Below are 14,462 nucleotides of genomic sequence, written 5' to 3'. Positions count from 1 at the left end.
GGTAAACAGAATGAATATTAATTTACGTAAAATTAAAGAATGGATTGATTGTGACATTCAAGATGAATATCTTGATGTCGTTGTTCAAGGTACATGTATAGACTCAAGAAAAATTGCTGAATCAAATTTGTTTATACCATTTAAAGGTGAAAATGTAGATGGTCATAAATTTGTACGTCAAACACTTGATGATGGTGCAGGTGCATCATTTTGGCAAAAAGATGTTCCGAATCCGCCAGAAGGACCCATTATTTTTGTTGATAATACATTAGCAGCATTACAAAATTTAGCTAAAGCATATTTAAAATATGTAAACCCTAAAGTTGTTGCGATTACCGGTTCAAATGGGAAAACAACAACTAAAGATATGGTTGAATGTGTATTGAATAAATCATTTAAAGTTAAGAAGACACAAGGAAATTATAATAATGAGATTGGTTGCCCATTGACGATACTAGACTTAAATGAAGATACTGAAGTATCCATTCTAGAAATGGGTATGAGTGGATTTGGTGAAATTAGTGAATTAACTCATTTAGCAGAACCTGATGTTGCGATTATCACGAATATTGGTGAGTCTCATATGCAAGATTTAGGTTCTAGAGAAGGTATTGCAAAAGCCAAATTTGAAATTACAGAAGGTCTTAAAGAGAATGGACTATTTATTTACGATGGAGATGAGCCATTACTTAAACCTTTCGTATCTAAATTGCAACATGACAAACTATCTGTAGGGATAGCGAATGATAATGATGTCATCATCAAAACGAATCAATCATCAAGTCACGGTATAAACTTTCATTTGAATAATAGTCACTTCATTTATCATTTAAATATATTAGGTGAACACAATGTTAAAAATGCAACATATGCAATACAAGTTGCTAAACATTTAGGTGTAACGGAAGACATAATTCAAAGCTCCTTAGATGATCTTGTATTAACCGATATGCGTATGCAAAGAATTGAAACAGAACAATATGGTCTACTCATTAATGATGCATATAATGCAAGTCCAACGAGTATGAAAGCAGCAATAGATACACTGCATAATATGGAACAAACAGATAAGACACTTATTCTTGCGGATGTATTAGAATTAGGCGAAATGAGTCGAGAGATGCATGAGCAAGTTGGCTATTATTTAGAACATAAAGCTATACAAACGTTAATTACATATGGTGAAGAAGCGGCTCATATATCAAATATTGCGAAAGCATATATAACTGAAACTTATCACTTTGAGGATAAAGAAGAAATCACAGACTATTTAAAAAATCAATTAAATGAAGACTCTATCACTTTGTTTAAAGGTTCTAGAGGTATGTCACTCGAAACGATTATTAACGCACTTACATGAAAGTAGGTATCTTGTTTTTACATGGTTATACAGGTGGTCGTTATGAGTTATTACCATTAATTGAATATTTGAGTAGTCGCTATGATTTTATACTTGAAGCACCGGAATACCCAGGACATGGCTTGAATTTATTGATTAAAGATACAAATGAAGATATGTGGTTTGAAAGAGCGAAACAATCATATGAGACATTAAGGAAGAAATCAGATAAAGTCATTGTTATAGGATTTTCAATGGGTGGCATTATTGCAGGTTTGTTAGCTAAAATTAAACAACCTGATCAATTAGTGTTAATTGCCCCAGCTTTTGAAAATATCAATATACAATACTTGGTGAAATCACCATATACATTTATCAATAATATGAGATATGCAGATTTGAAAATTCTTGATTTCATGGTGAGACGCACAGTCAAAATTAACTATAAATCATTTGTAGCTTTTAAAAAATTACAGCAAAGTGCGCTATATGTTCCAGAACAAATATCAGCTAAAACATTAATTATACATGGCACAATAGATGGTCTTGTTCCAATTGAAAAATCTAGAACGTTAGTGAAGAGAATTAAGCATGCACGTATAGTTGAAATTGATAAAGGACCACATGAAATTTGTTTATCAAAAGTTAATTATAAAGTTTTTTATGAAGTTGAAAAATTTATATTTAAAAATAAATAAAGAAGTAAAACTGTACTAAATCCCTTTTTAGTGCAGTTTTTTTGTGTTTTTGTTTATGAAAATTAAATGTAAACGACGATTTAATCGCATTGCGCTATTGGTAAAAGGGTGGTAGTATATAGAAGTTGAATAAAAAAGACGAGAAGAATTAACTATATAAAAGGAGAATTATTTTGCAAAAATTTAAAGAATTAGGTATTTCTGAAGCTACCTTAAATGCTTTGGACAAAATGGGATTTACTGAACCAACACCAATACAAATCGAAAGTATTCCACATACATTAAAAGGTACGGACGTGCTGGGACAAGCACAAACTGGAACAGGAAAAACTGGTGCATTTGGTATTCCATTAATTGATAAAGTAGCAGATAAACAAGGTGTACAAGCATTGATTCTTGCACCAACACGTGAATTAGCAAACCAAGTGGCAGAACAATTACGTAGTTTCAGCAAAGGACAAAACGTAAGTGTTGTAACTGTATTCGGTGGCATGCCAATAGACAGACAAATCAAATCACTTAAAAAAGGTCCGCAAATTGTAGTAGGTACACCAGGACGTGTGATTGACCACTTAAATAGAAGAACATTAAAAACAGAATCAATTTCTACATTGATCTTAGATGAAGCAGATGAAATGATGAACATGGGCTTTATAGATGATATGAGATTTATAATGTCTAAACTTCCATCCGAAAATCGTCAAACATTACTATTCTCAGCAACAATGCCTAAAGCTATTCAAGAATTAGTTCAAAAATTCATGAAGAGTCCACAAATCGTTAAAACAATGTCTAACGAATTGTCAGATCCACAAATTGATGAATTCTACACAATCGTTAAAGAATTAGAAAAATTCGAGACATTTACGAATTTATTAGACGTTCAAAATCCTGAATTAGCGATTGTATTCGGTCGTACGAAACGTCGTGTTGACGAATTAACAAGTGCGTTAATTACTAAAGGATACCGTGCTGAAGGTTTACACGGAGATATTACTCAAGCTAAACGATTAGAAGTATTGAAAAAATTCAAAAATGATCAAATCGATATTTTAGTAGCTACAGATGTTGCAGCTCGTGGATTAGATATTTCTGGCGTAAGTCACGTTTATAACTTTGATATCCCTCAAGATACTGAAAGTTATACTCACCGTATTGGTCGTACAGGTAGAGCGGGTAAACAAGGTGTTGCCGTTACATTTGTAAATCCAATTGAAATGGATTATATCCGTCAAATAGAAAAAGCTAATAAACGTCAAATGAGTGCTTTACGTCCACCAACACCAGGTGAAGTTATGAAAGCTAAAGAATCAGATGTTAAAGCTAAAGTTAAAGGTTGGGTAGAAAGTCCAATCGAAGGTCGCATTGAAAAAATTGCTGAATCATTAATTAAAGAATATGGTGACCAAAAATTAGTTGCTGCATTATTACAAGAGTTAATTACTTCTAACAACGATGCAGAAGTTCAACTAACATTTGAAAAACCATTATCTAAAAAATCTAATCATAGAGGCAAACAAGGTAACCGTGGTGGTAACTCACGTGGTAAATCTAGAACTAGATTTGATGGTAAAAACAACAAACGTCGCGGAAATGATAAAAACAATCAATTTGACCGTAACAAAGGTAAAAACAATAAACCAAACAAACAACGTTCAAAAAAACAATTCTCAGGTAGAACATTTGCTGAGCATTCAAAATAGAAACTAAACAAAAAGTGTGTGTAATCTCTAAGGTTACGCACACTTTTTTTATGATATAATACACGTAAATTGAATGATAGAGGAGATTATATGTATAAACCAATACTCGAACATAAAATGCCAAAACAGTCTATAAAATATGAGTATGTAAATCATATTGTAAATGTCATAGTTATCTTAATTTTGTACAGTGTATTTGTATTTTTATGGCATAAATATGATTGGTGGACATTTCTCATTTATATTGTGACACCGATTGCGCTGTTGATTATAGCGATAGGATTTATTAGTCCGATCATAAGACTTAGAAGAACATCGTTTGAAATTGGAGAACGGTATATTGAAGTACAAAGTGGGCTTTATTATCAAAAGAGATTTGTACAGCCTTATGACAGAATTCAATATGTAACGATAAAGCACGGACCAATTTCAAGATTGTTTAATATTTATTTTGTCGTTGTTGTAACAGCAGGTAATTTAGAAGTGTTGCCAATGGTCAACCGAGAGATAGCTGACCAAACGAGATTAAATATCATGACTAAGGTTAAAGAGGTGACTGATGATGTTTGATCCGCAAAGATTACATCCAATATCTTATGTTAGTGGGTTTTTAGCTAGTTTAAAAGAGAATATATTTCCATTAATAATAGCTGCGTTTATCGTTATGACACGTGGATTAGATAATATTTGGGAACTTACATTTCCTATTGTTATTTTAGGTTTTTCACTTATAAGTAGCATTTTTAAAGCAATTAAGATTTACAATACACGTTATTGGATTGAGAATGACCAATTAATTATGACTTGGGGTGTCTTTTCAAAAAATCGTAAAGAGTTAAATATTGAAAGGATTCAATCTGTTGATACTTCTCAAAATATAGTACACCAATTGTTAGGTGGCGTGAGTTTAAGTATTAAAACACCGAGTGATGGCATTGAATTAGATACAATTACGAAGTCACAAAGTGATAGTCTTTCGAAATATTTAAAAGAAAGAAAATTTGCTATCAAAAATAAAGAGCAAAGCGAAGATGATTTAAACGAGGAACAAGTTGTGTCGACTGATTCTGAACATCAAGATATTATTAATGAGAAAGAAGAAGTCGTGTTCTTTAGATTATCAACTAAAGATTTATTGAAAATGAGTTTTACAAGTGGTGGTATTTTAATTGTATTTGCGGCACTTGGCTCATTACTTGGATTTGTAACACAAATAATCGATATCGAAGATTATATTAGCCCACTAATTAATCAAGTTGTTAATTTAACATTTGTAATCATTTCAATTGTGCTTGTATTTATCATATTAAGTTATATTATTGGATCACTCATTGTATTTATTAAAAATTATAAATATCAATTAACATTTGATGGGGAACTTTTAACGGTTAAATATGGTCTGTTAACTGTTCAAAAGCGTACCGTTCCAATCAGAAGAATACAAGCGTTAAAAGAAGAAGAATCTATATTTAGAAAAGTGATCGGATACACAAAAATATCAGCGATTATTACTTCAGATGGACATTTTGAAAATGGAGAAGATACTGATGTAGGTACTGTGACAATCTTGCCATTTATGAAGAAAAAAGAAGCTTATCAATTGCTTGAAGACATTATTCCACAGTTTCAGTTTCATTCAGTAAAGAAAGGATTACCTAAACAAGGTATTCGTAGAAGAGTGTTGATTCCGACAATTATTTTATTATTAATTGTGGTTCCTATCCAAATATATTTATGGTCTTATACTTGGATTATAGGATTAGTGATATTCTTAGTTATGCTATTTTACGCAAGTATTATTACGTTGAAATCTGGATATAGAATTTATGACGACTCAATTGTCATATTGAATGCAACACCGTTTGAATATACAACAATTTGGGCGAATAGAAATAAGATTTTAACTTTTGAATTACATGAAAATCCAATTATTAAACGTAAAGATATTGCACATTTCTCAATTCAAATAGCATATGGAAATGGTATGTTGTCTAAAGGATTAAGATTTATCAATAAACAAGATACGTTAAATATTTATAAATGGTATAAAGATAAAGGAGGTCACATAGATGCTTCCTAGATATAGAATGGATAAAAAAGGAATGGTCGTTGAACGTATTGGATCGCTCATTACAATTTCAATACTTATCATCATATTAATCGTTATGGCAGTTATTTTTAATCTATGGTGGACGACAGCTTCAAAATGGTTTCTTCTTATTCCAGTAGCGCTTATCGTAGTAATAGCTATATATGGTTTAATCATCCAGCCTTATTATATGTATCGAAATTTCAGATATGAAATAAATGACGATGAAATAAACATTAAATCAGGTATTTTTATGATTAGAGAAACAACGATACCTATGGGTAGAATTCAAAATGTTGATTTATATGAAGGATTTATAATGAGAAAGTTTAACTTGGCTAATATTACGTTGTCTACGGCTGGAGGAAATCGTATGATTCAATATTTAAATAAAGATAAGGCAAACCGTATTAAATACGCGATACAAAATAGAATTGAAAATTGATTTTTAATCAGTGAAAATGAAGGTGTTAACGATGATTCAAGGTGTCGGCATAGATTTAGTCGAAATAGAACGTGTACAAGATTGGTATACGAAACGACCAGAAATGGTCAATAAAATTTTAACAAAAGACGAATTAAATATTTTCAACAAAATTAAATTAGAATCAAGAAAAATCGAATTCATTTCCGGTAGATTTGCTGTGAAGGAAGCATTTAGTAAAGCTATGGGTACAGGGATCGGTAAAAAGTACGGTTTTCACTCGATTAATTGTTTACCAGATGAAAATGGTAAACCAGAAATCATTTGTGAAGGCTATCGTGTTCATCCTTCCATTACACACACGAAACATTATGCAGAAGCCATTGTGATTATAGAAAATATTAAGCAAGATTGATTTCTATATGATAAAATACAAATATTATAAGAGGAGGTGCCTTGCTGTTGTCCGAAAAATATTATAGGCCAACTTATATCAACGTCGATTTAAAGGCAATACTAGAAAATTATCAAGCAGTAGGAAGACTTCACCCAAATAAGAAGATTATGGCAGTCGTTAAGGCAAATGGGTACGGATTAGGAAGTGTACCGATTGCGACATACTTAATGAATGAAGGTGTAGACTTCTTTGCAGTTGCCACATTAGATGAAGCAATTGAATTAAGAATGCATGGTATTAAAGCAAAAATATTAGTACTCGGCGTTATTAATACTAAAGATATTAATAAAGCTGTTCAACATAGAGTTGCATTAACCGTTCCATCTGAACAATGGTTAGATGATGCAATAGAATCAATAGATGATGATTCTGACAAACCTTTATGGATGCACGTGAAAATTGATACAGGCATGGGTAGAATTGGATTAAAAGATATTGAAAGTTACCAACATGTCGTGCATAAAATACAACAACATGAACGCCTTATATTTGAAGGTGTGTACACACATTTTGCATCTGCAGATGAACCAAATGATTTCTCTAAAAAGCAATATGAATTATTTGAAGAATTTGTAGAGTCGTCTCAAACACCTGAATATATACATGCTCAAAATTCAGCAGGAGCCTTAAGATATGATGCGTCCATTTGCACAGCTGTTAGATTTGGTATTTCATTATATGGATATTATCCATCAAAATATATTCAAGAAATTTCTAATTTAAAATTAAAACCTTCTGCACAATTAATAACAGAAGTCGTTCAAACAAAGTATTTAGAACCAGGCGAAACAGTGAGTTATGGTGCTACATTTACTGCTGGTGAACGTATTAAAGTAGCCACATTGCCAATAGGTTATGCAGATGGTTATTTAAGAAAGATGCAAGATACGCTCGTGAATGTAAATGGTGTGAATTGTCCCGTCATAGGTAGAGTATGTATGGATCAAACAATGATAAAAGTGCCAGATGATGTTCAAACAGGTGATAAAGTCATTCTCATGGATAATGATGTTGATTCAGAACAATCAGCAGAAAAGATTGCTGAAGCGCAAGATACCATTAATTATGAAGTACTTTGTAACTTGAAAAAAAGATTACCACGTATATATCATGATGGTGAAAATGTTGAAATTACGAACGAATTATTAAAATAGCATAGTCAAATAGAGTTACATTTGTTATGATATTAATAACTTAATCAACAAAATTTACATTTATTTTATCTGGAGGTATTTGTTATGACATCTTTAACGCAAAATCGTACACAAAGTTTAGAACAAACACTGAAAGAAGGCTATCGTTCAATGGCCGATTTAAATCTCTCCCTTGCATCTGAAGCATACTATAGCGAATGCGAAGCTTGTGATTCAAATGAATCGCATTTAGCCTCTCAGCAAGGTGAATAAATGAGAAGAGGAGATGTATATCTCGCAGATCTTTCACCAGTTACAGGTTCTGAACAAGGGGGAACAAGACCAGTCGTCATTATCCAGAATGATACAGGTAATCGATATAGCCCGACTGTGATTGTTGCAGCAATTACTGGTAAGATAAATAAAGCCAAAATTCCCACTCACGTAGAAATTGAGGCAGCGAAATATAAATTAGACAGAGATTCCGTAATTTTGCTTGAACAAATCAGAACAATTGATAAAAAACGCTTAAAAGAAAAATTAACATATTTATCTGATGCAAAGATGAAAGAGGTTGATATCGCTATTGCCATCAGCCTCAATCTAACTTTGCAACAAAAATTTGATACATTAGGTAATACATAATGAAATAGTTTTAAAAGAATCAATATTACTTTAAAACGTCTTCCGCTTTAGGATTAACCTAAAGCTTTTTTAGTATATTTGAAACGAGGTGACTTCGTGTCAGAACAAAAGAAACAACAGTATCTTCAATTATTACTTGATTATGTTCAAACAAATGATGATGAAATTTTATCATCATGCCAAACATTTTCAACTGAAGCCATAGAAGATAATGTTTCACCAGAGGAGATAGTACAATTACATGTAAATATAATGGATCAGGAACAAGACTTGACTAAAGAACAAATCATTCGTTCATTTGATGTTCTTTTAGAAGTCATGATAGGTTATGGCTTTACATACCGTGATTATAAGAAGTTATTAAATAAGATTAAAATTCATGATAAAGAAATGGAAGTTGCGTCTAGTTTGCAACAAACGATGCTAAAGCCTCAAATCCCTCAATTTGATAGTATTCAAATTGGGGCAATTTCTGTTCCAGCACAAAAAGTAAGTGGAGATTATTTTAATTTAATTGATCATAATGACGGAACTATGAGTTTTGCAGTAGCAGATGTTATCGGTAAAGGGATACCGGCAGCATTAGCGATGAGTATGATTAAATTTGGCATGGATTCATACGGCCATTCACAATTGCCGAGTGACGGTTTAAAACGTTTGAATCGAGTTGTGGAAAAGAACGTTAATCAAAATATGTTTGTGACAATGTTCTATGGACTATATGAAGAAATTAATAACATGCTTTATTATAGTTCTGCAGGACATGAGCCTGGATACATATATAGAAGTCAGACTGGAGAATTTGAAGAAATGTCTGAACGAGGTATTGTGCTCGGCGTTAATAAACATACACGTTATAAACAAAGTGAAATAAAAATAGAATTACAAGATATGATTATCGTCTTTACTGATGGTGTCACGGAATTACGTAATCAACAAAATGAATTTATCAAAACGACAGATTTATTAAGTATGATTGATGAGTACAAACAACTTCATCCGCAAGACATCGTTCAAATTTTATATGAAGAACTTGTCAAACTACAGAATCCAAATAAAAGAGATGATTTAACGATATTAATTGTTAAACGTGTTAAATAGTTGTAAGGTAAAAATATTTAAGATGTGTTAAATAAGATTAAATATTTTAAAAACGGGTAAAAATAAATGATGAAAGTCTAATACATTTAGGGGTGTAACAAGGAATGAATCTTAACATTGAAACTACAGAACATGAAAATTACTATGAAATTAAAGTTGGCGGAGAATTGGATGTGTACACTGCGCCTCAACTTCAAGACGTATTACAACCGATTAGACAAAAAGGAACGCATGATATACATGTTAATTTGGAGAACGTAAGTTATATGGATTCTACTGGCTTAGGTTTATTTGTTGGCACATTAAAATCACTCAATGAACATGATAAATCACTATATGTGCTTGGTGTATCTGATAGAATTGAGAGATTATTTGATATTACGGGTCTTAAAGAATTAATGCATGTCAACAAAGGAACGGAGGTATAACGTGATGACATCTAACTATGATTATATAGAGATGAGATTCCCAGCAGCTCCAGAATATGTTGGTCTAGTCAGATTGACATTATCTGGCGTGTTTAATAGAGCTGGTGCTTCATATGAAGATATTGAAGATTCAAAAATTGCAGTGTCAGAAGCGGTAACAAATGCAGTAAAACACGCATATAGTGATAAAGTTGAAGGCGAAATATTAATAGGTTATCTTGTGTTTGAAGATAAAATAGAAATCATTGTATCAGATTCAGGTAAAAGCTTTAATTATGAAGAAGCTAAAAAAGTGCTTGGACCATACCAAGAAAGTGATAATATCAATTTCTTGAGACAAGGTGGATTAGGACTATTTCTTATTGAATCATTAATGGATGAAGTAAGTGTCCAAAAAGATGCTGGTGTTACAATAAGTATGACAAAGTATTTATCTAAAGAGCAGGTGCAAACACATGACGGAAGAGTCCAAAGTTTATAATGAAGTTTCTCCAGAAGACATTAATGCTTGGATAGCAGATTACCAAGAAAATGATAATAGCGAAGCTCAAGAAAAGCTAGTATTACATTATCAAAAATTAGTAGAATCTTTAGCATATAAATATTCTAAAGGCCAAGCACATCATGAAGATCTTGTTCAAGTTGGTATGGTTGGTTTATTAGGTGCTATAAAAAGATTTGATGTTTCATTTGAAAGAAAGTTTGAAGCATTTTTAGTTCCAACTGTAATTGGTGAGATAAAGAGATATTTAAGAGATAAAACTTGGAGTGTACATGTACCTAGACGAATTAAAGAAATTGGCCCTAAAATAAAAAAGGCAAATGAAGAATTGACTAATGAATTAGGAAGGTCACCTAAAATTATTGAAATTGCAAATAGACTAGAAGTAACCGAAGAAGATGTTCTAGAAGCAATGGAAATGGGTCAAAGTTATAATGCCTTAAGTGTTGACCATTCTATCGAAGCGGATAAAGACGGATCTACCGTTACATTGCTAGATATTATGGGAGAATCAGAAGAAGGTTATGATTTAACTGAAAAAAGAATGATATTAGAAAAAATTCTGCCTATTTTAACGGATAGAGAAAGAGAAATAATTCAATACACCTTTATTACGGGCTTAAGTCAAAAAGAGACCGGAGAAAAAATAGGTCTCAGTCAAATGCATGTTTCAAGACTTCAAAGAACAGCAATAAAAAAATTAAAAGAAGCTGCAATGAAATAATTCATATATTAGGAGAGACAGAAACATTTGAAATGTTTCTGTCTCTTTTTAAAATCAAAAATGGTTATATTCTATTTATGTTAAAATAGAATATAACCATTTTTAGGAGGCAATTATGAATCAAGAACTAATAGAAATCATAAAGAAAAATCATCCTTTTACAGAAAAACAAATTAAAACTGTACTAGAATTACTAGAAGATAAGAATACCGTGCCTTTTATAGCAAGATATAGAAAAGAATTAACTGGTGGACTTGATGAAGTTGAAATTAAACAAATTGAAAATGAATATACATATGCACTTAACTTGCATAATAGAAAAGAAGAAGTCATCAGATTAATTGATGAACAAGGTTTACTAACAGAAGACTTAAAAAATGACATTTTAAAACAAACAAAATTACAAAGAATAGAAGATTTATATCGACCATTTAAGAAAAAGAAAAAAACAAGAGCTACAGAAGCAAAACGAAAAGGGTTAGAACCTTTAGCTAAATGGATACTAGAAGGTACTTCTAATATTGATTTAGTAGAAGAAGCTTCAAAATATATTACTGAAGAAGTTGAATCTCATGAAGATGCCATCAAAGGTGCGCGTGATATTATAGCTGAAATGATTTCAGATGAACCTAAATACCGTAAATACATTTTAAACAGTGTTGAAAGACAAGGTAAATTAGTTACTGAGAAGAAAAAGAAAGCTGAAGATGAGAAAAATATCTTTGAAATGTACTATACATATGAAGAACCAATTAAGAAAATAGTACCTCACAGAGTTCTAGCAATTAACCGGGGAGAATCAGAAGGCATTTTAAAAGTAGGATTTGAAATAGATACAGCATCATTAGAAAGTTATTTAACGGCTCAATTTGTTGAAAAAGTACATAAACATATTGAAGTTATTAAAGAAGCCATTCAAGATAGTTTAAAAAGATTAATCTTACCTTCTATTGAAAGAGAGATTAGAAGTGAATTAACACAAAAAGCTGAAGAACATGCAATTGAGATTTTCTCTGAGAATTTAAAAAACCTCTTATTACAAGCACCATTAAAAGGTAAAAAAATTCTAGGACTAGATCCAGCTTACAGAACAGGTTGTAAGTTAGCAGTTATTAATGAATATGGCTCATTTGTTGATAAAAACGTGATATTTCCTCATCCACCAGTTTCTAAAACTGATCAAGCGGAAAAGATATTTGTAGATATGATAAAGAAACATAACATTGAATTAGTTGCGATTGGTAACGGAACAGCAAGTAGAGAATCAGAACAATTTGTAGCTGAAATGATTAAAAAGCATAACTTACCTTGCCAATTTGTTATCGTCAACGAGGCTGGCGCTTCAGTTTATTCAGCTTCAGATATTGCTAGAGAAGAATTTCCTGATTTTAAAGTTGAAGAGAGAAGTGCTGTATCTATAGGTAGACGCGTACAAGATCCATTAAGTGAACTTGTTAAAATAGATCCTAAATCAATCGGTGTAGGACAATATCAACATGATGTAAATCAAAAAGCACTAAGTGAAACTTTAAAATTCGTCGTGGAAACTGCTGTTAACCAAGTTGGTGTTGATGTGAATACAGCATCTCCATCGTTACTAAGTTATGTTTCTGGTCTTAGCAATACAGTTGCAAATAACATTATTAAATTTAGAGAAGAAAAAGGTGTTATTACACATCATTCAGAAATAGCTAAAGTTCCTAGATTAGGTAATAAAACATTTGAACAAAGTATTGGATTTTTAAGAATACTAGATGGAAGCGAACCACTTGATAAAACAGCTATTCACCCTGAAAGTTATGAAGCGGCTTATGCGCTGATTCAATATGTTGGTTTACAAAAAGAAGATATTGGTTCTGATGTATTAAAAGAAAAACTGAATAAATTAGATATACAAGATACAAGTGAAACATTAAATATAGGTATACCAACTCTAGAAGATATTATTGCTTCGTTAATAGCACCTTTAAGAGACCCAAGAGATGAATTTGAAACACCAATTTTAAAATCAGATGTTCTTTCTATGGAAGACTTGAAACCAAATATGGCTTTAAGTGGTACAGTACGAAATGTTGTAGACTTTGGTGCATTTGTAGATATAGGTGTCAAACAAGATGGTCTTGTTCATATTTCTAAATTATCTAAAGGATATGTTAAGCATCCTATGAATGTTGTAAGTGTAGGAGATATAGTTGATGTTTGGGTATTAGATGTAAACCAAGAAAAACAAAAAGTATCATTAACTATGATAGACCCTAATGGACAATAAGGCACTTCAAGAACTTGTTTCTAATATATCAATGGAATATTTTAATAAGCCTTTTAAACATAATGCAGTATTTAACAAAAGGTTAAGAACAACTGGCGGAAGGTATCTATTAAATAGTCATGATATAGAAATTAATCCGAAACAATATGAAAATTTTGGTGTTGAAGCGCTTATAGATATTATTAAACATGAACTTTGTCATTATCATTTACATATAGAAGGTAAAGGATATCAGCATAAAGACAAAGCATTTAAAGAATTAAGTAACGAAGTAGGGGCACCACGATTTTGTAAAGCAGTTCAAAGTTATGAAGAACGTGCTAACTATTTATATCAATGTGGACAATGTAGGGCAGAATTCAAACGTATTAAACGTGTTAATACACGTAAATATAGATGTGGAACATGTGGTGGAAAGTTAAAAAATATAACATAAAGAATAATTGGGAAAGTACTACACTAAAAATATGCTAGTGTAGTACTTTTTATTTAAATTTTTAATGAAAAAGCATTGACGAAATAATTGATCCGGCGTATTATAGTTAATGTTGCTTGAACGAAACGTAACAAATAATAAGACAAGTTATTCGATGTAAAATTACATTAAAAAGTTAAGTATTTTTATTGACTTTGTAAACTTAATGTAATATACTTAATGACAGTCACTTAAATAACAAATTGATTGAGTACTGCATACCATGCGCGGTCGTGGCGGAATGGCAGACGCGCTAGGTTGAGGGCCTAGTGGGAGAAATCCCGTGGAGGTTCAAATCCTCTCGGCCGCACCATTCATCAATTTTAATATAGCTAAGCGGGTGTAGTTTAGTGGTAAAACCTCAGCCTTCCAAGCTGATGTTGTCGGTTCGATTCCGATCACCCGCTCCAAATTATTTTATAATGAACATTGAAAACTGAATGACAATATGTCAACGTTAATTCCAATAATTGAG

The 14,462-nt window shown here is 31.6% G+C and carries 16 protein-coding genes and 2 tRNA genes; all 18 read left to right on the top strand.

Annotated features, from left to right (window positions below):
- Window positions 1-10: 10 nt before the first annotated feature.
- Complete coding sequence (locus tag CD035_RS07280) at window positions 11-1,360, top strand: UDP-N-acetylmuramoyl-tripeptide--D-alanyl-D-alanine ligase (protein ID WP_048540882.1); 1,350 nt, start codon at window positions 11-13, stop codon at window positions 1,358-1,360.
- A gap of 11 nt (window positions 1,361-1,371) precedes the next feature.
- A complete protein-coding gene (locus CD035_RS07275; protein WP_229412532.1) occupies window positions 1,372-2,037 on the top strand; it encodes an alpha/beta hydrolase in 666 nt (221 codons plus the stop codon).
- Between the two features lie 173 nt (window positions 2,038-2,210).
- On the top strand, window positions 2,211-3,740 hold the full coding sequence (locus tag CD035_RS07270) for a DEAD/DEAH box helicase (protein ID WP_048540879.1): 1,530 nt from the start codon (window positions 2,211-2,213) through the stop codon (window positions 3,738-3,740).
- Between the two features lie 90 nt (window positions 3,741-3,830).
- Entirely contained in the window at window positions 3,831-4,310 is a 480-nt protein-coding gene (locus tag CD035_RS07265; RefSeq protein WP_048540877.1) for a PH domain-containing protein, read from the top strand.
- A complete protein-coding gene (locus CD035_RS07260; protein ID WP_048540875.1) occupies window positions 4,300-5,820 on the top strand; it encodes a PH domain-containing protein in 1,521 nt (506 codons plus the stop codon). Before CD035_RS07265 ends, CD035_RS07260 begins: the two co-directional genes overlap by 11 nt.
- On the top strand, window positions 5,810-6,274 hold the full coding sequence (locus CD035_RS07255; RefSeq protein WP_048540873.1) for a PH domain-containing protein: 465 nt from the start codon (window positions 5,810-5,812) through the stop codon (window positions 6,272-6,274). Before CD035_RS07260 ends, CD035_RS07255 begins: the two co-directional genes overlap by 11 nt.
- Window positions 6,275-6,305: 31 nt before the next feature.
- Window positions 6,306-6,668: a holo-ACP synthase gene (gene acpS / locus CD035_RS07250; RefSeq protein WP_048540871.1), complete on the top strand. Its 363-nt coding sequence runs from the start codon at window positions 6,306-6,308 to the stop codon at window positions 6,666-6,668.
- Window positions 6,669-6,715: 47 nt separating this feature from the next.
- Complete coding sequence (gene alr, locus CD035_RS07245) at window positions 6,716-7,864, top strand: alanine racemase (RefSeq protein WP_048540869.1); 1,149 nt, start codon at window positions 6,716-6,718, stop codon at window positions 7,862-7,864.
- Between the two features lie 84 nt (window positions 7,865-7,948).
- A complete protein-coding gene (gene mazE, locus CD035_RS07240) occupies window positions 7,949-8,116 on the top strand; it encodes a type II toxin-antitoxin system antitoxin MazE (RefSeq protein ID WP_048540868.1) in 168 nt (55 codons plus the stop codon).
- A complete protein-coding gene (locus CD035_RS07235) occupies window positions 8,117-8,488 on the top strand; it encodes a type II toxin-antitoxin system PemK/MazF family toxin (RefSeq protein ID WP_048540867.1) in 372 nt (123 codons plus the stop codon).
- 96 nt (window positions 8,489-8,584) lie between these two features.
- On the top strand, window positions 8,585-9,589 hold the full coding sequence (locus CD035_RS07230) for a PP2C family protein-serine/threonine phosphatase (RefSeq protein WP_048540866.1): 1,005 nt from the start codon (window positions 8,585-8,587) through the stop codon (window positions 9,587-9,589).
- 104 nt (window positions 9,590-9,693) lie between these two features.
- The gene (locus tag CD035_RS07225; protein WP_025904513.1) at window positions 9,694-10,017 is read left to right on the top strand and encodes an anti-sigma factor antagonist; all 324 of its coding nucleotides are present in this window, start codon (window positions 9,694-9,696) and stop codon (window positions 10,015-10,017) included.
- Window positions 10,018-10,021: 4 nt separating this feature from the next.
- Window positions 10,022-10,498, top strand: coding sequence for an anti-sigma B factor RsbW (gene rsbW / locus CD035_RS07220; RefSeq protein WP_025904514.1), 477 nt, complete (start codon window positions 10,022-10,024; stop codon window positions 10,496-10,498).
- Window positions 10,473-11,243 (top strand): RNA polymerase sigma factor SigB, encoded by a 771-nt coding sequence (sigB, locus tag CD035_RS07215; RefSeq protein ID WP_037589755.1) that lies wholly within the window; start codon window positions 10,473-10,475, stop codon window positions 11,241-11,243. The genes rsbW and sigB overlap by 26 nt, the downstream gene beginning before the upstream one ends.
- A gap of 115 nt (window positions 11,244-11,358) precedes the next feature.
- Entirely contained in the window at window positions 11,359-13,512 is a 2,154-nt protein-coding gene (locus tag CD035_RS07210) for a Tex family protein (protein ID WP_048540865.1), read from the top strand.
- On the top strand, window positions 13,502-13,948 hold the full coding sequence (locus CD035_RS07205; RefSeq protein WP_048540864.1) for a SprT family protein: 447 nt from the start codon (window positions 13,502-13,504) through the stop codon (window positions 13,946-13,948). Before CD035_RS07210 ends, CD035_RS07205 begins: the two co-directional genes overlap by 11 nt.
- Before the next feature lie 266 nt (window positions 13,949-14,214).
- Window positions 14,215-14,300: transfer RNA gene (locus tag CD035_RS07200), tRNA-Leu, on the top strand.
- A gap of 23 nt (window positions 14,301-14,323) precedes the next feature.
- Window positions 14,324-14,397: transfer RNA gene (locus tag CD035_RS07195), tRNA-Gly, on the top strand.
- Window positions 14,398-14,462: the final 65 nt, after the last annotated feature.

Source organism: Mammaliicoccus sciuri, assembly GCF_002901825.1.
Lineage (GTDB): Bacteria > Bacillota > Bacilli > Staphylococcales > Staphylococcaceae > Mammaliicoccus > Mammaliicoccus sciuri.
This window is presented reverse-complemented; position numbering and strand designations above follow the sequence as displayed.

Bases quoted from the DNA above. Each gene is read 5' to 3' on its own strand.
- acpS (WP_048540871.1), top strand. From the start codon at position 6,306: ATGATTCAAGGTGTCGGCATAGATTTAGTCGAAATAGAACGTGTACAA.
- CD035_RS07265 (WP_048540877.1), top strand. From the start codon at position 3,831: ATGTATAAACCAATACTCGAACATAAAATGCCAAAACAGTCTATAAAA.
- mazE (WP_048540868.1), top strand. From the start codon at position 7,949: ATGACATCTTTAACGCAAAATCGTACACAAAGTTTAGAACAAACACTG.
- CD035_RS07280 (WP_048540882.1), top strand. From the start codon at position 11: ATGAATATTAATTTACGTAAAATTAAAGAATGGATTGATTGTGACATT.
- rsbW (WP_025904514.1), top strand. From the start codon at position 10,022: ATGACATCTAACTATGATTATATAGAGATGAGATTCCCAGCAGCTCCA.
- CD035_RS07235 (WP_048540867.1), top strand. From the start codon at position 8,117: ATGAGAAGAGGAGATGTATATCTCGCAGATCTTTCACCAGTTACAGGT.
- sigB (WP_037589755.1), top strand. From the start codon at position 10,473: ATGACGGAAGAGTCCAAAGTTTATAATGAAGTTTCTCCAGAAGACATT.
- CD035_RS07260 (WP_048540875.1), top strand. From the start codon at position 4,300: ATGATGTTTGATCCGCAAAGATTACATCCAATATCTTATGTTAGTGGG.
- CD035_RS07255 (WP_048540873.1), top strand. From the start codon at position 5,810: ATGCTTCCTAGATATAGAATGGATAAAAAAGGAATGGTCGTTGAACGT.
- CD035_RS07205 (WP_048540864.1), top strand. From the start codon at position 13,502: ATGGACAATAAGGCACTTCAAGAACTTGTTTCTAATATATCAATGGAA.
- CD035_RS07210 (WP_048540865.1), top strand. From the start codon at position 11,359: ATGAATCAAGAACTAATAGAAATCATAAAGAAAAATCATCCTTTTACA.
- CD035_RS07225 (WP_025904513.1), top strand. From the start codon at position 9,694: ATGAATCTTAACATTGAAACTACAGAACATGAAAATTACTATGAAATT.